The sequence below is a fragment of the Agrobacterium leguminum genome (assembly GCF_005144435.2).
GTDB lineage: Bacteria > Pseudomonadota > Alphaproteobacteria > Rhizobiales > Rhizobiaceae > Agrobacterium > Agrobacterium leguminum.
In genome coordinates this window covers 1,363,597-1,379,443 of record NZ_CP120211.1, presented here as the reverse complement: position 1 = coordinate 1,379,443, position 15,847 = coordinate 1,363,597, and the positions used below count along the sequence as shown (strand labels likewise).

The window sequence follows — 15,847 nt, the reverse complement described above, 5'->3', positions numbered from 1 at the left end:
GGCCGCAGGTCCGGCCGTATCGCCTGCGTGTCAGGATCTCAGCCTGATGACCGGGCATTCCGCCCCAGCCGCCGCCGCCGGCGCATTTGGCGGGCGCACGATCAGCCCGTCGGAATGGGCCAATATCTTCATCATCGATGAATCCTGCTTCGCATGGGCTTCCGCCACCAGCAGGCCGTTTTCGTCCGTGCTGAAACGGGCGCGCAGATAATCCTGCCGGTGATCATTCGCTTTCAACGGCGTGGCGGTGCGGGCGGTCGTCGTGCGTTGCAGCGGCGCGCGGCGGGCGATGCTGCGGAGCAGCGGTTCGAGGAACAGCAGGCCGCAGACGAGGCTGGCAACCGGGTTTCCGGGCAGGCCCAGAACCTGCATGGCGCCGATGGACCCGACCATCAGCGGTTTTCCCGGACGCATGGCGATGCGCCAGAAATCGAGCTGCATGCCTTCCGCCTTCAAGGCGGCCTGCACGAGGTCGTGGTCGCCGACGGAGGCGCCGCCGAGCGTCACCAGCACATCGACCTTCGCCGCGACCGCCTTGCCGATGGCGGCGCGGATCAGCCTGTCATCATCGGCGATGATGCCGAGATCGAGAACCTCGGCACCGGCCTGCCGGGCGAGGGCTGCGACGCCGAAGGTATTGGAGGCGATGATCTGGGCGGGCTGTGGCGCGCTTCCCGGCGGCAGCAACTCATCGCCGGTGGCGAGGATGGCGATGCGCGGCCTGCGATAGACGGTGAGCGCGGCATGGTTCATCGCCGCCGCGAGCGTCAGGTCGGTGAAACCGAGTTCCCGCCCGGCCGTGAGGGCCGCTTCGCCTTCGGTAAAATCCTGTCCGCGCGGGCGGATATGTCGCCCCGCGGTGACGTCGAAGGCGGTGCGGATTTTCCCGCCCTCCAGCACTTCGGCATCTTCCTGAATGAGAATGGTATCCGCACCCTGCGGCACGGGCGCGCCGGTGAAGATGCGCACGGCCTGGCCTTCACCCACCGTGCCGGTAAAGGCATGGCCGGCGGCGGCCTGACCGATGACGGTGAGGACCGAGCCGATCTCCGCCGCATCGGCGCTGCGCAGCGCATAACCGTCCATGGCCGAGGCATCGAAGGGGGGCTGGGTGAGGCGTGCAATGAGATCGGCCGAGAGAACCCGGCCATCGCATTCGGCGAGCGGCAGGGTTTCGCTTTCGGTCACCGGAACCGCTGCTTCCAGAAGGCGTCTCATGGCCTCATCCACGGGCAGCAGCGGTTTCATTCAAGTCTCCTGTCGCCGGAAATCGCCGGATTTGCCGCCGCTCTTTTCCAGAAGGCGGATATTGACGATTTCCATCGCCTTGTCGGCGGCCTTGGCCATGTCGTAGATCGTCAGGCAGGCGATGGATACGGCGGTCAGCGCTTCCATTTCCACGCCGGTCTTGCCGGACAGTTTCACCAGCGCTTCGACCCGCAGGCCGGGCAGGGCGGCGTCTTCGGCAATGTCCACCGCCACCTTGGTCAGCATCAGCGGATGGCAGAGCGGGATAAGATTTGCCGTCTGTTTGGCGGCCATGATGCCGGCGAGGCGTGCGGTGCCGATGACATCGCCCTTCCTGGCGTTGCCCTCGCGGATGAGCGCCAGCGTTTCCGGCTTCATTTTCACGAAGCCTTCGGCGACGGCGACACGGACGGTCTCGGCCTTGTCGCCGACATCGACCATATGCGCTTCGCCGCCAGCATCGATATGGGTGAGCTTTCCCGCCTCGCTCATCGGTGCATTATTCCGCGGCCAGAATGCCGGATTGGCCGGTCAGAAGGGCTTTGGTGGCCGCCGTCACATCGTCCTTGCGCATCAGGCTTTCGCCAACGAGGAAGGTGCCGATGCCGCTTTTTTCGAGACGCTGGCAATCCTCGAAGGTGAAGATGCCGCTTTCGCCGACCAGCAGCTTTTCCGTCGGCACGAGGCCTGCGAGCTTCTCGCTGGTTTCGAGGCTGACCTCGAAGGTGCGCAGGTTGCGGTTGTTGATGCCGAGAAGCGGCGAGGCGAGCTTCAGCGCCCGTTCCGTTTCTTCCTCATCGTGCACTTCCACCAGCACATCCATGCCGAGCGCGAAAGCCTCGTCTTCAAGGCGTTTCGCCTCGTCGTCGGAAAGCGAGGCCATGATGAGGAGAATGCAGTCCGCGCCCCAGGCGCGGGCCTCATGCACCTGATAGGTCTCGAACATGAAATCCTTGCGCAGCGCCGGCAGGGCGCAGGCATTGCGGGCGGCGGTCAGGAATTCCGGGGCGCCCTGAAAGCTTGGGCTATCCGTCAGCACCGAAAGACAGGCGGCGCCACCGGCTTCATAGGCGGCGGCCAGCGCCGGCGGATCGAAATCCGGACGGATGAGGCCCTTGGAGGGGCTGGCCTTCTTGATTTCGGCGATCAGGCCGAACTTGCCTTCGGCCTGCTTTGCCCGGAGCGCCCTGTAGAAACCGCGCGGCGCGCTTTGGCCTGCGGCCATGGCCTTCAGGTCGGCCAGCGAAACCTTCGCCTTGGCGGCGGCGATTTCCTCGCGCTTGTAAATCTCGATCTTTTTCAGAATGTCGCTCATGATCTCGCTCTCATTCCTGATCCTCGTTGGACACGGCAACCAGACGGTCGAGCGCGGCTGCGGCCTTGCCGCTATCCAGCGCCTCGCTGACGATCGCCATCGCCTGAGACAGTGTTTCCGCCCTGCCGGCGATAACCAGTGCTGCGGCCGCGTTGCACAGCGACACGTCGCGATAGGCGTTGCGCTTGCCGGACAGGACCTCGCGCAGCGCCGCCGCATTGGCAATGCCGTCGCCGCCCTTCAAATCTTCCATGGAAGCGGGCTCGACACCGAAATCCTTCGGCGTCAGGTCGAAGGTGCGGATCTTGCCATTTTCCAGTGCCGCGACATGGGTAACGCCCGTGGTTGTCACCTCGTCCATGCCGTCGCCATGCACGACCCAGATGCTTTCCGAACCCAGATCGCGCAGCACTTCGGCAAGCGGCACCAGCCAGCGCGGCGAAAAGACGCCGAGCAATTGCCGTTTGGCGCCGGCCGGGTTGGAGAGGGGGCCGAGCAGGTTGAAGATCGTGCGCGTGCCGAGTTCGACGCGGCTTGGGCCGACATGGCGCATGGCCGAATGGTGAAGCTGCGCGAACATGAAGCCGAGACCCGCCTCGCTGATGCAGCGGGCGATGAGTTCAGGACCGATATCGAGCTTTACGCCGAGCGCGGAGAGCGCATCCGCCGTGCCGGATTTGGAGCTCAGCGCCCGGTTCCCGTGCTTGGCGACCGGCAGGCCGGTGCCGGCGACGATGATCGAAGCGAGCGTCGAGATATTATAGGTGCCGATGCCGTCACCGCCGGTGCCGACGATATCGATGGCATTGGCGGGGGCCGAAACCGGCAGCATGCGGGAACGCATGGAGGAGACGGCGCCGACGATTTCGTCCACCGTCTCGCCGCGCACGCGCAGCGCCATCAGGAAACCGCCGATCTGCGACGGCGTGGCTTCGCCCGACATCAGAATGTCGAAAGCCGCCCGCGATTCCTCGCGGTTCAGGCTTTCTCCATTGGCGACCTTGGCGATCAGCGGCTTCAGTTCGGCCATCTTGTCGCCCCCGGGTTAGAAGCCGACCATCGCCTGATCGGCGAGGGCCTGATTGATGGTGACACCATAGTCATTCTGCAGGCGGTTGACCATCTGGTCCAGCATGTCGTCGCCGGCCGCGCGGGCAATGGCGGCGAACTGCTGGTCGTCATTGGCGAGCGCGTCGGCAGGCGCATTGGTGTCGACCGAGGTGACCTTGAAGAGGATACGGCTGGAACCGTCGGCATCGGCCGCCGTGCCCACCTTGCCCTCCGCGCCGGAGAAGACCGCCGCAATGGTCTGCTGGCCGAAAATAGCGTCTTCGCTGTTGCGGCGCAGGCCGGATTTCTGTTCGACGGCAAGGCTCAGCTCACCGGCCACGGCTTCCAGCGTGTCGCCCTTTTCGACGCGCGCCTTCAGTTCCTCGGCCTTGGCGGCAAGCGCGTTGCGCTGCTGCTCCGCCGTCCAGTCGGCCACGACATCGTCGCGAACTTCAGCAAGTGTGCGGTCGCGGGCCGCGATGATCTGGTCGACATCGAACCAGATGTAGCCTTCACGGCCGAGATTGATCGGCAGCGCTTCCGTGCCGGGTTCGGTCTTGAAGACCTCCTGCGCGAGCTGCGGGGAGGGCAGGCCCTGAACCGAATCGCCCTTTTCATCGAGGCCGGAAGCGTCGATGGCGGCGATGGTGACGGGTTTCAGGTTCAGCTGCGTTGCCGCATCGGCGAGCGAAGAACCGCCGGCGCGCAGATCCTCGTAACGGTCGTGAACATTGGTGATTTCTTCCGCCGCGGCGGCGGTGGCGAGGTCCTTGCGGATATCTTCCTTCGCCTCTTCCAGCGTGCGGGTCGTTTCCGGCTTGATGCCGGTGACGCGCAGGAGAACCGGGCCGAAGGAACCCTGGACCACCGGCGATACGCCGCCATCCTTCTGTATGGCGAAAGCGGCGTCGGCAATCGACTGGTCGGGGATGGTATCCTTGGTGAATTCGCCGAGGGTGACGTCGGAGGCGGTCTTGCCCTGATCCTTCACCACCTGGTCATAGGTGGTGTTGCCGAGGCGGATCTGCTCGGCGGCGGCCTCCGCCATTTCCTTTTCAGGGAAGGTCAACTGCTCCACCGTGCGACGGCCGGCGGTGCGGAAGCTATCCTTGTGGCTGTTATAATAATCGGCGATCTGGGCGTCGGTGACGGCGGCCTGATCGGCGATATCGGACGGCTCAAGCTTCACATAGGTGAACTTGCGGAACTCGGGCGCGCGATATTTCGTCTTGTTGGTTTCGAACCAGGGGGCAAGCACGTCGTCGCCCGGCGCCTTGACCGGCGGAATGACGGCGTTCGAAAGAATGACGTAATCGACGGCGCGCTGCTCGTTGCGATATTGCTTCAGCGCATCCACCAGCACCTGCGGCGCGGCAAAACCGTCGGAAACGGCTTCGACGATCTGGCTGCGGACGGCGACCTTGCTGCGTTCCTTGATATAGTCATCCTCGCGGAAGCCGGAATTGCGCAGGCGTTCGCTGAAGAGATTGCGGTCGAACTGGCCGTTGACCGCCTTGAAGGCAGGGTCTTCGGCAATGAGATTGGCGAGGCGGTTTTCCGAAAGGCCGAGATTCATCCTTGAGGCCAGCTCATCAAGCGCTGCACCGGCCGCAAGCTGACTGAAGACCTGACGGTCGATGCCGAAGGCCTTGGCCTGCTCGGTCGTCAGCCTTGTGCCGAACTGGCGGCTGAGATCGGAAATCTGGCGCTGATAGGCGAGGCGGAATTCCTCCGGGCTGACCGTCTGGTCGCCCACCGTCATGACGGCGTGGGAATTGGCGGTGACAAGCGATGCGGAAACGCCCCAGATGCCAAAAGAGACAACAAGCAGGAGAAGCAGCAGCTTGGCTGCCATGGTTCGAGAAGCATTTCTCAGGGAATCGAGCATCGTTATGCAAACCTCACAGGAACGTCATCGCGGTCGCCGGCTGTCCGGCCCGCAACGTATCGGCGTTCCTTAAATCAATCCAAACGGAAATTGAAGGGAATTTGCCTTGGAAAAACGGGGTTTTGAAAACGCTTGTGTGATTGGAGGCGGGATTTTCCGCCATCGTCTTCGCCCCATCGCCCCCCGCGAGGCGCAAAATAAAACCGCCCGGAAGGTCCAGGCGGTTGAAAAGAATCACTTTTAAGCGGCCGTCTGCCCGGCCCGTCGCGCTCAGAAGGCGCGGTCGCGCCGGATCATCGCCTTGAATTCCTCGTCTTCACGTCGCATCTCGGCGACCACGGAGACCATCGATGTCACGAACATAACGCTGATCAGGGCAAGAAGCATTGTCAGAAATGTGAACATGATATGGTCTCCGGGAGTTTCGAGAAAATTCTCTCCGCTATCAGTAGTAATTCATATACTGATAACGGGCGGTCAGCTGCGGATAGTCCGGGCCCAGCTTTTCAGGCTTCTGTTCATAAAGGCTAAACGTCGTTGCTACCATTGCGATAACCAGTACTGTCCAGGCTGTGCTGATCACGCTGATTTTCGCCGAAGTAGACTGTTTTTCTCTTATAAACATCTGTCCGTTCCTTTGGTTCTTTCTTAACGCGCCATGTCTCGACATGTTCCGCGTCAACCGTAAAAATCGATTAGCATCGCGCCTGTGAAACTTCCTTGAATGGCTCGTTCATCTGGCGTTCAGGAAACTGGCTGATGTCGTCATTCGAGAAAAAGATACTCGGCTGCGAATGAAGCGATGATCGAAAGGACGATCATGAAGGCCAGCATTTTCAATTCTCCGGATGCTTAACGAGTGAGGGGCGTTTCGGTTTCCCGATGCCGTGCATTTAGACAAAATAGCTGTGAAACCGCACTGAACGGCCCATTCATCCGCGGTTCACGCCGCAGCCGCGCTTGTGAGGGGTGGTTATAAAGTCTTGCGCCGCGTGCCTCTCCATGACAAAAGGCGGCACATATGCTGAAGCGTCGAGACGCGCCCACCACCTGAGAGCGATATGACGATTGCCTTTTATCCAGGATCCTTCGATCCGATGACCAACGGACATCTGGATGTGCTTCTCCAGGCGCTGAACGTGGCGTCGAAAGTCATCGTTGCGGTCGGCATTCATCCCGGAAAAGCGCCGCTGTTCAGCTTCGAGGAGCGGGCAGGGCTGATAAAGCGGGCGCTTGCCGAACATCTGCCGGGCGAAGCGGCGCGCATGGAAGTCGTCTCTTTCGACAATCTTGTTGTCGATGCCGCCCGCCAGCACGGCGCGCGCCTTCTGTTGCGCGGCCTGCGCGACGGCACCGATCTCGATTATGAAATGCAGATGGCCGGGATGAACCGCCAGATGGCGCCCGATATCCAGACCGTATTCCTGCCCGCCGGCACCTCGTCGCGACCCATTACAGCCACATTGGTCCGGCAGATCGCCGCCATGGGCGGCAATGTCGACGCCTTCGTGCCGAAAGCCGTGCTTGAAGCCCTCAACGCCAAGCTGAAGCGCTGACTTCAGCCCCACATTCTGGAGCCAATCCGATGAAACTCGTTCGATTTGCCTTTGCCGGCGCCATGTTTGCAGGCGCGCTTGCCGCCAGCACCTTCGCTTCCGCCGCCGAACTCCTGACCGTGCAGCTGAAGGACGGCCCCGTTGTCATCGAACTGATGCCGGATGTCGCGCCGAAGCACGTGGCGCAGATCGAAGCGCTGGCCAAGAAGGGTGCTTATGACAATGTCGCCTTCCACCGCGTCATCGACGGCTTCATGGCGCAGACCGGCGACGTGCAGTATGGCAACATGGAGAAGGGCTTCAGCGCCCAGCGCGCTGGCACCGGCGGTTCCGATCTGCCGGATATTCCGGCCGAATTCTCCAAGGTTCCCTTCACGCGCGGCGTGGTCGGCATGGCCCGCTCGCAGGATCCGAATTCCGCCAATTCGCAGTTCTTCATCATGTTTGCCGACGGTCCGTTCCTGAACGGCCAATATACCGTGGTCGGCAAGGTCGTGTCCGGCATGGAAGCCGTGGACAAGATCAAGCGCGGCGCCGGCGGCAACGGCGAAGTTTCCAACCCCGACCGGATGATCAAGGTCACCGTCGGCAAAAAGTAAGGTAAGGGCAATGGAGCCCGAACAGAGGAGAATAGTCATGGCCGAGATCAAGGATCCGGAAAACACCATCATCATGGAAACGACGACCGGCAAGGTCGTGATCCAGCTGCTGCCGGAAGTTGCTCCGGGCCACGTCGCCCGCATCAAGGAACTCGTATCGGAAGGCGCTTACGATGGCGTCGTTTTCCACCGCGTCATCGAAGACTTCATGGCCCAGACGGGCGACGTGAAGTTCGGCAAGAAGGGTGCGGAAAGCTTCAACCCGGCCCGCGCCGGCATGGGCGGCTCCGACAAGCCGGACCTGAAGGCCGAGTTCTCCGCCATTCCGCACGTGCGCGGCACCTGCTCCATGGCCCGTTCGCAGAACCCGAACTCCGCCAACTCGCAGTTCTTCATCTGCTTCACGGATTCTCCGTGGCTCAACAAGCAGTACACCGTCTGGGGCCAGGTCATCGAAGGCATGGAAGCCATCGACAAGGTCAAGCGCGGCGAGCCGGTGAAGGACCCGGATTCGATCGTTTCCATCAAGCTCGCTTCTGCGGCCTGAGGGGTAAAGAATCAAGCCGCCCCGCAGGCGACTGCGGGGCGGTTCGAATGTTGAGAAGGTGTCAGAACCTCTCCGTCGTCATCCTCGGGCTTGTCCCGAGGATCCAACCACGTTGACGATGTGGATCGTTAGATCCTCGGGACAAGCCCGAGGATGACGCCTCGTTAGAGGAAGCCTTGTCACCACCTTCCACCCGCCCCATGCAATGCAGGGCGGGTTTTGATATTTTCGAGAGCCCTTGCAATGCGTGTAGACCTGTTCGATTTCGATCTGCCCGAGGAGAATATCGCCCTGCGCCCGGCGAACCCGCGCGACAGCGCGCGCCTGTTGGTCGTCGATCCGAATGAAAACCGCATGGAAGACCACCGCGTCTTCGACCTGCCGTCCTTCCTGAAGCCCGGCGATGCGCTGGTGTTCAACGATACCCGCGTCATTCCCGCCCAGCTTGAGGGTGTACGGCTGCGCGAAGGTGCGCCGGAGACGGCGGTTTCGGCCACGCTGCACATGCGCGCCGATCAATCCCGCTGGAAAGCTTTCGCGCGTCCCGGCAAGCGCATCAAGCAGGGCGACCGCATCCGTTTCGGTTACGAGCGCGACAATGCCTGCGGCTTTGCCCATCTGGAAGCCACCGTCGAGGAGAAGGGCGAGGAGGGCGAGATCACGCTGCTGTTCGACGTCTCCGGTCCTGTGCTGGACGAGGCGATCGCCTCGGTCGGCCATATTCCCTTGCCGCCTTATATCGCGGCGAAACGCCCGGAAGATGCGCAGGACCAGACCGATTACCAGACCATCTATGCCCGCGAGAAGGGAGCCGTTGCCGCTCCCACCGCCGGGCTGCATTTCACGCCCGATCTGTTTGCCGCGCTGGACAAGGTGGGCATCGAGCGGCATTTCGTGACGCTTCACGTGGGGGCAGGCACCTTCCTTCCGGTTAAGTCCGACGATACCGACGATCACAAGATGCATTTCGAGGTCGGCCATGTGTCGCAGGAAACCGCCGACCGGCTGAATGCCGTCAAGGCGCGCGGCGGACGGATCGTTTGCGTCGGCACGACATCGCTGCGCCTGATCGAAAGTGCCGCCGACGAGAATGGCGTTGTCCACCCATGGTCCGACGCCACCGGCATCTTCATCACGCCGGGATATCGCTTCCGCGCGGTCGATATTCTGATGACGAATTTCCACCTGCCGAAATCGACGCTGTTCATGCTCGTTTCGGCTTTCTGCGGTCTCGAAACGATGCGTGACGCTTATAAGCACGCCATCGAAACCGGATACCGCTTCTATTCCTATGGCGATTCCAGCCTGTTGTTCCGGAAAAACTGATGCACGACAAATTCACCTTCACCCTGAAAGCCACGAGCGGCGGCGCGCGCCTCGGCGAAGTCGCCATGCCGCGCGGCGTCATCCGCACGCCCGCCTTCATGCCGGTCGGCACGGTCGGCACCGTCAAGGCCATGTATCTCGATCAGGTGCGGGAGCTTGGGGCCGATATCATTCTCGGCAATACCTATCACCTGATGCTGCGGCCGGGTCCTGAGCGTGTTGCCCGCCTTGGCGGCCTGCATGAGCTGATCCGCTGGCCGCACCCGATCCTCACCGATAGCGGCGGTTTTCAGGTGATGTCGCTTTCCGGCCTGCGCAAGCTTGACGAGCAGGGTGTGACCTTCAAAAGCCATGTGGACGGTTCGCTGCACCATATGTCGCCGGAACGGTCCATCGAAATTCAGGGCATGCTTGATTCCGACATCCAGATGCAGCTCGATGAATGCATCGCGCTGCCGGCCGAGCGCAAGGAAATCGAGCGCGCCATGGAAATGTCGCTGCGCTGGGCCGAGCGCTGCCGCGTGGCCTTTGGCGATCAGCCCGGCAAGGCCATGTTCGGCATCGTGCAGGGCGGCGACCAGCCGGACCTGCGCGTCCGTTCCGCCGAAGGGCTGAAGCAGCTCGATCTGAAGGGCTATGCGGTCGGCGGCCTTGCCGTCGGCGAGCCGCAGGATGTGATGCTCGGCATGCTCGATATCACCCTGCCGGTGCTGCCCACCGAAAAACCGCGTTACCTGATGGGCGTCGGCACGCCCGATGACATCCTGAAATCGGTGGCGCGCGGCATCGACATGTTCGACTGCGTGATGCCGACCCGTTCCGGCCGCCACGGGCTTGCCTTTACCCGTCGCGGCAAGGTCAATATCCGCAATGCCCGCCATGCCGAGGATATGCGCCCGCTTGACGAGCAGTCCAACTGCCCGGCCTCGCGCGATTATTCCCGCGCCTATCTGCACCATCTCACCCGCGCCAACGAGGCGCTGGGCGGCATGCTGCTCTCCTGGCACAATCTTGCCTATTATCAGGAGCTGATGCAGGGTATCCGCAAGTCTATCGAGGAAGGCCGTTTCGCCGATTTTTATGCGGAAACCATCGAAATGTGGGCGCGGGGCGATATAGACCCCATCTGACTCTTCCCGACTTTTTCTCCTGTTTCGGACGCTTTCCTTGGCACACGCGCCTTACGTTCTTTTCCGGGATGATACGACCGGCACGGTGACAGCCTTCACCGAGCCGGAAGAGATCATCGTCGCGGATGAACCGGCGTCGTTTTTTGCTGCGCTGAAGCGCATGGAAGAGCTGCGCCGGGCCGGGAAATACCTCGCCGGCTATATGTCCTACGAAGCGGGTTTCCTGTTCGAGCCGAAACTTGCGCCTTTCGCGGACGAGCCTCGCAACGTGCCGTTTCTCAATTTCGGCGTCTTTTCCGGCCCGCAGCCGGATGAGGGGCGGTTCGCGCGCCCAGCAAATCTGCCGGATGCGGATGCGTTTCTGTCCGATCCCGTGCCGGCATGGAGCCTTCAAGACTATTGCCAGCGTTTCGCGCGGCTGCACGGGCATCTGCGTCGCGGCGACTGTTACCAGGGCAATCTGACCATGCCCGTTTATGCCCGCTGGAGCGGCGATCCGCTGACGGCCTTCTGGTCGCTGATCGAACGGCAGCCGGTGAAATATGGCGCGCTGGTCGATCTCGGCGGCCCGGTCATCCTGTCGCGTTCACCGGAACTGTTCTTCTCGGTCGACGGGGAAGGTTTAATCGAAACCCATCCGATGAAGGGAACGACGCCGCGCGGAGCCGATGCGGAAGAAGACCGGGCGATTGTCGCCGCAATGCTGGCGGACGAAAAGACGCTCGCCGAAAACCGCATGATCGTCGATCTGCTGCGCAACGATATTTCCCGCATCACCGAAGTCGGCAGCCTTGATGTGCCGCGGCTGTTCGATATCGAGACCTATCCGACCGTGCACCAGATGGTCAGCCATGTGCGGGCGAAACTTCTGCCTGACGTGACGGTGGAAGATATCTTCGCCGCCCTGTTTCCCTGCGGCTCCGTTACTGGCGCGCCGAAAATGTGGGCGATGAAAATCCTGCGAGAGCTGGAAGCGACGCCGCGCGACGCCTATTGCGGCGCAATCGGCTTCATGTCTCCAAGTGGTGAGATGCGGTTCTCCGTGGCGATCCGCACGCTCAGCCTGTTTGACGACGGCCGCGCCGTCTTCAATGTCGGCGGCGGTATCGTGTTCGATTCCGTTGCCGAGGCGGAGTATGACGAGTGTCTGCTGAAATCGAAATTCGCGGTGGGGGACAGGTTGCTTCGGGGGTGATTATCGCCCTATCACCTCGAACACTCCATTCTCCACCAGCACCTCCTTCGCCGCCGCATGGCTCAGAAAACCCGCTGGGCTGGCGCTGGCGCCATAGGCGCCCGATTGCAGGATGGCGAGGAGATCGCCGGCCTTGAGCTTCGGCAGCGCCGCATTGCGGGCGAGCGTATCGAGCGGCGTACAGAGCGGGCCGACGATGGTTGCCGTTTCCTCATGCTCCGCCCGCATCATGGCCGGTGCGACGATGGGGTAGTTGCGCTTGACGATCTGGCCGAGATTGCCGGAGGCGGCCAGGTGGTGGTGCATGCCGCCATCCATCACCACGAAGGTGGTGCCGCGCGAGGTCTTTACCGAATTCACCTCCGCCACATAGACGCCGCCGGGACCGGCGAGGAAACGGCCGGGTTCGACGATGACATGGGCGTCGGTTATCAGCGGATGCGCCTTCAGGAGCGCCTTGAGATCGGCAATGGCGGCGCTGACTTTTTCAAGATCGAGCGGCGTTTCGCCTGCGAAATAGGGAATGCCGAGACCGCCGCCGAGATCGATGGTTTCGAGCGGCCTGCCGAGCATCTCGGCCATGCGCGCGGCAAGGGAAATGCTGTGTCTCCATTGGGAGACAAGCATGTCGGCATCGAGGATCTGCGTGCCGCCGTAGATATGGACGCCGACGAGATCGATATATCGGGCGTCCTTGAAGAGCGGCAGGACATTTTCCAGCTCTTCCTCATCGAAACCGAAGGCCGTGGCCTTGCCACCCATGCGCATCGCGCCGGCCTGTGCATCCGGCACCGGATTGATGCGGATCGACGCCTTGACCGGCTTGCCGATTGCCTCGATGCGGGCGATTTCCTCGGCGCTTTCGATGTGGATTTCGCCGATGCCGCCCTCGATCACTTCGCGCAACTCGGCCATGCCTTTGCCGGGGCCGGCGAAGATGATGTTTTCCGCTGCGACACCGGCCTTGATGGCGGCGCGGTATTCGCCGACGGAAGCGATTTCCGCACCCGCACCTTCCTGCCGGAAAAGCGAAACGATGGCGGGCAGGGGGTTGGCCTTCACCGAATAATAGATATCGGCAAAACCGTCGAGCGCGGTTTCGAGATCGCGATAGGCGCGGCGCATGGCGGCGGCGTCATAGAGGAAGCAAGGCGTTCCGGTCCCGGCGACAATGTCGCGCACGGGAAGTCCGCCGATCATCAGATCGTTCTCGCTTATGCCGAATAACGCGGCTGCAAAAGCCGGGCCGTGGCTCTGGGGTTTATCCGTTGGCGCCATTGTCCGTCCGTTCGCGCACCAGCGCGCGGTAATCCACCTTGCCGTTGGCCGTGACCGGCAGCCGTTCCACCAGTTCGATAGCGCGCGGGATCATGAAGGGGGCGAGCATTTCGGCCGCCTTCTTCAGAGCCGCCGTCACATCGATATTCTGGTTGGCGGCAGTCGCCACGGCATGGACCTTTTCGCCCGCAAAGGGGTCCGGCAGGCCGATGACGGCGACCTGCTGGAAAAGGCCTGTCGACATCAGGCTTTCCTCAACCTCGGTCGGGCTGATGCGATAGCCCGACGATTTGATCATCGCATCGTTGCGGGCGACGAAGCTGAAGAAACCATCCTCGTCCTCCACCGCCAGATCGCCGGAATAACACACGGTCTCGCCGCCCATCGCCGCCGGAATGAAGGGGTGAGGGCGCAGCACCTTTGCCGTATCCTCCGGCCGGTTCCAGTAACCCAGCGAGACGGTCGGGCCGCGATGCACAAGAATGCCAGACTCACCCGGCTTCGCCCTTTGTCCCTCGGCGGTGACGATGAAGATTTCGCATTCGGGAATAGCCTTGCCGATGGAGGTCGGGCGGCGGTCGATTTCATCGGGCGGCAGGAAGGTGGAGCGGAAGGCTTCCGTGAGGCCATACATCAGGTAGATTTTCGTATCCGGCAGCTTCTCGCGCAGCGCCTTGACGGTTTCCTGCGGCACGCGTCCGCCGGAATTGGTGATGTAACGCAGATGCGGCAGAGGCGTCTTTGTGAGCGACGGGGCCGCTTTCGTCAGGATCGCCCAGATCGTCGGCACGCCGGCGAGACCCGTGATGGCATGGTCGCGCAGATCGCGGACGATCTCATCGCCCAGCCGGAAGGTGGAGATGATCGTGGCCGCGCCCTGTTCCACCGCCGTCAGCAACTGGTTCAGGCCATAATCGAAGCTGAAGGGCAGGAGGGACAGAATGCGGTCTTTGCCGGTGATGTTCAGATAGGTGCGCACGATGCGGGCGCCGGCGAGAAGATTGCGGTGCGACAGCATCACGCCCTTCGGCGAGCCGGTGGAGCCGGAGGTATAAAGAATGGCGGCCAGGTCTTCCCCTATTGCCGCTGAAGGCCGGGCGGGTGCGCCGGCGCGGGCCTCTATCTCTTCCGCCAGCAGGACCGTGACGTCGGGAAGGTCTTCCAGTGCCGCTTTCAGCTCATCCATCATAGCGGCGTCGCTGATGACGATTTTTGCGCCGCAATCCCTGACGATATGGCGGATCTGCTGCGCCTTCAGCAATGCGTTCACCGGCACGAAGACGCCGGACGCCATGCTCACGCCAAATATCGACCAGCATTCCTCGATGCCGCGCGGCAGATAGATGACGACGCGGTCACCGCGTTGCGCTCCCGCTTCCTGCAATGCCGCCGCACAACGGGCCGCTGCTGCGGAAAATTCGCGATAACTCAGCGATCGGTCCTTGTGGACGAGGGCCTGATCGTCGCTCGCCGCGCGGACGGTAAGCAGGTGGTGCAGCAGGAAATGGGGTGTCATCTCCTCCGTTCCCTGAGGACGAAGGCGATGAGATCGGCCGGCGTGCCGAGATTTTCGGGCGTGAAATGTTCGTCATCGAGAATGATGCCGAAACCCTCGCCGAGGAAGATCATCAGTTCCAGAAAGCCGAGCGAATCGATCACGCCGCCTTCGAGAAGCAGCGTGTCGGCGGAAAAGGGGGCATAGGCGGGAAAACGGTTGGAGAGGTAGGAATAGATGGTATCGGCAACGTCGATTTCACTCTTTTTCGCTGCAAGCATGCTCGTTCTCCGATTTCCCGCGTGTTTCCCAATGACCTGCCCGGAACGGCGCTTTTTCTGTAGAGGCCAAGATTCCGTCAAGTCGCGCACGACTCACTAAAATACCTACGGTGGCAATAACACCAACTCTGAGTATGCTTCGTTAATAAATCGTGGGTTCCATGCGCCTTTTACTTGTATCGGTGCAGATTTATGTGCGGCAAGCCCGCCGGCCTTTCGCTCTGCGCCCATTGCCGCCATGGTCAGCGCAAGCCGGCCATGGCCGAGAAGGTGGCGGGCAATTGCGGATATGTGCCTTTGCGCGACCTGCCGGTCTTCGCAATGGATGAGGCGCGCGGATGGCAATCTTTTGGTCGTGGTTTTCAGGAAGACCAGCGGGTAATGGCGGTTCTCCGCCTCCATAACCGCCACGATGCAGCCGAGACGGGCATGGTCTTCCAGCATGTCGCGCATTTCGGCGGAGAGTATTTCCGGTTTTATCTCTCCTGGCGGGCGCAGCCGTGCGCTTGCCGGGCGAAGCGCTGCAAAGGGCAGCGGATAAAAAAGCGTGCAATCGGTCACCGTCGCAAAGCCCAGCCTCTCATTCAGCTTGCAGGCTTCGGGAGAGGGGGTGAGATCGGTGAAGATTTCGTCCTCATTGGAGGATGCCATCTGCAACATGCGCGGGGCGAACCAGCGGCAGGAAGGCTCCACATACCAGCTGGACAGGTTGACGACGATCCTGCCGGTCTCCGGCAGACGGCTTTTGATCGTCAGCAGAACGCCTGCGGCATCGTCGCCCTTCATCAGCAATTGCCCGATAGCGCCGAGTTCGCGCCGCTCGTGATGTTCGCTGACGAGCGACAACCCGCGCGACCAGAAGGCCTCGCTTTTTTCCGGGAAGCCTTTCGCCAGAAGAGCGACGGCGGCGACGCGGTTTCCGTTGTCGATCGGTACGAT

At 61.9% G+C, this 15,847-nt stretch carries 18 protein-coding genes; 6 read left to right on the top strand and 12 right to left on the bottom strand.

Features of this window, described 5'->3' with window-relative positions; translation table 11 throughout:
• Nucleotides 1-30: 30 nt before the first annotated feature.
• From CFBP4996_RS06795 to CFBP4996_RS06760, 8 genes are read right to left on the bottom strand one after another with little or no spacing between them, the layout of a single operon-like run.
• A complete protein-coding gene (locus CFBP4996_RS06795) occupies nucleotides 31-1,248 on the bottom strand; it encodes a molybdopterin molybdotransferase MoeA (protein ID WP_080851823.1) in 1,218 nt (405 codons plus the stop codon).
• Nucleotides 1,249-1,740: a cyclic pyranopterin monophosphate synthase MoaC gene (moaC, locus tag CFBP4996_RS06790; protein ID WP_003522743.1), complete on the bottom strand. Its 492-nt coding sequence runs from the start codon at nucleotides 1,738-1,740 to the stop codon at nucleotides 1,249-1,251.
• 7 nt (nucleotides 1,741-1,747) lie between these two features.
• Entirely contained in the window at nucleotides 1,748-2,563 is an 816-nt protein-coding gene (gene trpC / locus CFBP4996_RS06785; protein WP_080851825.1) for an indole-3-glycerol phosphate synthase TrpC, read from the bottom strand.
• Nucleotides 2,564-2,573: 10 nt separating this feature from the next.
• Nucleotides 2,574-3,593, bottom strand: coding sequence for an anthranilate phosphoribosyltransferase (gene trpD, locus CFBP4996_RS06780; protein ID WP_080851826.1), 1,020 nt, complete (start codon nucleotides 3,591-3,593; stop codon nucleotides 2,574-2,576).
• A 15-nt stretch (nucleotides 3,594-3,608) separates the two neighbouring features.
• Nucleotides 3,609-5,468, bottom strand: coding sequence for a peptidylprolyl isomerase (locus CFBP4996_RS06775; protein WP_233283538.1), 1,860 nt, complete (start codon nucleotides 5,466-5,468; stop codon nucleotides 3,609-3,611).
• 46 nt (nucleotides 5,469-5,514) lie between these two features.
• Entirely contained in the window at nucleotides 5,515-5,739 is a 225-nt protein-coding gene (locus CFBP4996_RS06770) for a hypothetical protein (RefSeq protein WP_162935799.1), read from the bottom strand.
• A 32-nt stretch (nucleotides 5,740-5,771) separates the two neighbouring features.
• Nucleotides 5,772-5,906, bottom strand: coding sequence for a hypothetical protein (locus CFBP4996_RS06765; RefSeq protein ID WP_003522748.1), 135 nt, complete (start codon nucleotides 5,904-5,906; stop codon nucleotides 5,772-5,774).
• A gap of 40 nt (nucleotides 5,907-5,946) precedes the next feature.
• A complete protein-coding gene (locus tag CFBP4996_RS06760) occupies nucleotides 5,947-6,126 on the bottom strand; it encodes a hypothetical protein (protein ID WP_003522749.1) in 180 nt (59 codons plus the stop codon).
• A 436-nt stretch (nucleotides 6,127-6,562) separates the two neighbouring features.
• Here CFBP4996_RS06760 and coaD point away from each other — a divergent pair, with 436 nt between their 5' ends.
• The 6 genes from coaD to CFBP4996_RS06730 all read left to right on the top strand — a co-directional run bounded on the left by coaD (nucleotide 6,563) and on the right by CFBP4996_RS06730 (nucleotide 11,854).
• Nucleotides 6,563-7,057, top strand: coding sequence for a pantetheine-phosphate adenylyltransferase (gene coaD, locus CFBP4996_RS06755; RefSeq protein WP_080851830.1), 495 nt, complete (start codon nucleotides 6,563-6,565; stop codon nucleotides 7,055-7,057).
• Between the two features lie 29 nt (nucleotides 7,058-7,086).
• On the top strand, nucleotides 7,087-7,656 hold the full coding sequence (locus tag CFBP4996_RS06750) for a peptidylprolyl isomerase (RefSeq protein ID WP_020810244.1): 570 nt from the start codon (nucleotides 7,087-7,089) through the stop codon (nucleotides 7,654-7,656).
• Nucleotides 7,657-7,693: 37 nt separating this feature from the next.
• Complete coding sequence (locus tag CFBP4996_RS06745; RefSeq protein ID WP_020810245.1) at nucleotides 7,694-8,203, top strand: peptidylprolyl isomerase; 510 nt, start codon at nucleotides 7,694-7,696, stop codon at nucleotides 8,201-8,203.
• Nucleotides 8,204-8,446: 243 nt separating this feature from the next.
• Complete coding sequence (queA, locus tag CFBP4996_RS06740; RefSeq protein ID WP_080851832.1) at nucleotides 8,447-9,529, top strand: tRNA preQ1(34) S-adenosylmethionine ribosyltransferase-isomerase QueA; 1,083 nt, start codon at nucleotides 8,447-8,449, stop codon at nucleotides 9,527-9,529.
• Nucleotides 9,529-10,659 (top strand): tRNA guanosine(34) transglycosylase Tgt, encoded by a 1,131-nt coding sequence (gene tgt, locus CFBP4996_RS06735; protein ID WP_080834623.1) that lies wholly within the window; start codon nucleotides 9,529-9,531, stop codon nucleotides 10,657-10,659. The genes queA and tgt overlap by 1 nt, the downstream gene beginning before the upstream one ends.
• 37 nt (nucleotides 10,660-10,696) lie before the next feature.
• Complete coding sequence (locus CFBP4996_RS06730; RefSeq protein WP_080851833.1) at nucleotides 10,697-11,854, top strand: aminodeoxychorismate synthase component I; 1,158 nt, start codon at nucleotides 10,697-10,699, stop codon at nucleotides 11,852-11,854.
• On the opposite strand, the gene CFBP4996_RS06725 is transcribed toward CFBP4996_RS06730, so the two are convergent.
• From CFBP4996_RS06725 to CFBP4996_RS06710, 4 genes are all read right to left on the bottom strand, one after another.
• Entirely contained in the window at nucleotides 11,855-13,132 is a 1,278-nt protein-coding gene (locus tag CFBP4996_RS06725) for a type III PLP-dependent enzyme (protein ID WP_162935862.1), read from the bottom strand.
• Nucleotides 13,116-14,648: an AMP-binding protein gene (locus tag CFBP4996_RS06720; protein WP_080851835.1), complete on the bottom strand. Its 1,533-nt coding sequence runs from the start codon at nucleotides 14,646-14,648 to the stop codon at nucleotides 13,116-13,118. Before CFBP4996_RS06720 ends, CFBP4996_RS06725 begins: the two co-directional genes overlap by 17 nt.
• Nucleotides 14,645-14,908 (bottom strand): acyl carrier protein, encoded by a 264-nt coding sequence (locus tag CFBP4996_RS06715; RefSeq protein WP_020810249.1) that lies wholly within the window; start codon nucleotides 14,906-14,908, stop codon nucleotides 14,645-14,647. The genes CFBP4996_RS06720 and CFBP4996_RS06715 overlap by 4 nt, the downstream gene beginning before the upstream one ends.
• 105 nt (nucleotides 14,909-15,013) lie before the next feature.
• Nucleotides 15,014-15,754, bottom strand: a complete 741-nt coding sequence (locus CFBP4996_RS06710) for a hypothetical protein (protein WP_162935863.1) — start codon at nucleotides 15,752-15,754, stop codon at nucleotides 15,014-15,016.
• Nucleotides 15,755-15,847 lie beyond the last annotated feature (93 nt).

Excerpts from the sequence above, each read along its gene's own strand:
- CFBP4996_RS06720 (WP_080851835.1), bottom strand. The coding sequence starts at position 14,648 with ATGACACCCCATTTCCTGCTGCACCACCTGCTTACCGTCCGCGCGGCG.
- CFBP4996_RS06795 (WP_080851823.1), bottom strand. The coding sequence starts at position 1,248 with ATGAAACCGCTGCTGCCCGTGGATGAGGCCATGAGACGCCTTCTGGAA.
- CFBP4996_RS06745 (WP_020810245.1), top strand. The coding sequence starts at position 7,694 with ATGGCCGAGATCAAGGATCCGGAAAACACCATCATCATGGAAACGACG.
- CFBP4996_RS06760 (WP_003522749.1), bottom strand. The coding sequence starts at position 6,126 with ATGTTTATAAGAGAAAAACAGTCTACTTCGGCGAAAATCAGCGTGATC.
- CFBP4996_RS06725 (WP_162935862.1), bottom strand. The coding sequence starts at position 13,132 with ATGGCGCCAACGGATAAACCCCAGAGCCACGGCCCGGCTTTTGCAGCC.
- CFBP4996_RS06750 (WP_020810244.1), top strand. The coding sequence starts at position 7,087 with ATGAAACTCGTTCGATTTGCCTTTGCCGGCGCCATGTTTGCAGGCGCG.
- tgt (WP_080834623.1), top strand. The coding sequence starts at position 9,529 with ATGCACGACAAATTCACCTTCACCCTGAAAGCCACGAGCGGCGGCGCG.
- moaC (WP_003522743.1), bottom strand. The coding sequence starts at position 1,740 with ATGAGCGAGGCGGGAAAGCTCACCCATATCGATGCTGGCGGCGAAGCG.
- CFBP4996_RS06715 (WP_020810249.1), bottom strand. The coding sequence starts at position 14,908 with ATGCTTGCAGCGAAAAAGAGTGAAATCGACGTTGCCGATACCATCTAT.
- coaD (WP_080851830.1), top strand. The coding sequence starts at position 6,563 with ATGACGATTGCCTTTTATCCAGGATCCTTCGATCCGATGACCAACGGA.
- trpC (WP_080851825.1), bottom strand. The coding sequence starts at position 2,563 with ATGAGCGACATTCTGAAAAAGATCGAGATTTACAAGCGCGAGGAAATC.
- CFBP4996_RS06775 (WP_233283538.1), bottom strand. The coding sequence starts at position 5,468 with ATGGCAGCCAAGCTGCTGCTTCTCCTGCTTGTTGTCTCTTTTGGCATC.
- CFBP4996_RS06765 (WP_003522748.1), bottom strand. The coding sequence starts at position 5,906 with ATGTTCACATTTCTGACAATGCTTCTTGCCCTGATCAGCGTTATGTTC.
- queA (WP_080851832.1), top strand. The coding sequence starts at position 8,447 with ATGCGTGTAGACCTGTTCGATTTCGATCTGCCCGAGGAGAATATCGCC.
- trpD (WP_080851826.1), bottom strand. The coding sequence starts at position 3,593 with ATGGCCGAACTGAAGCCGCTGATCGCCAAGGTCGCCAATGGAGAAAGC.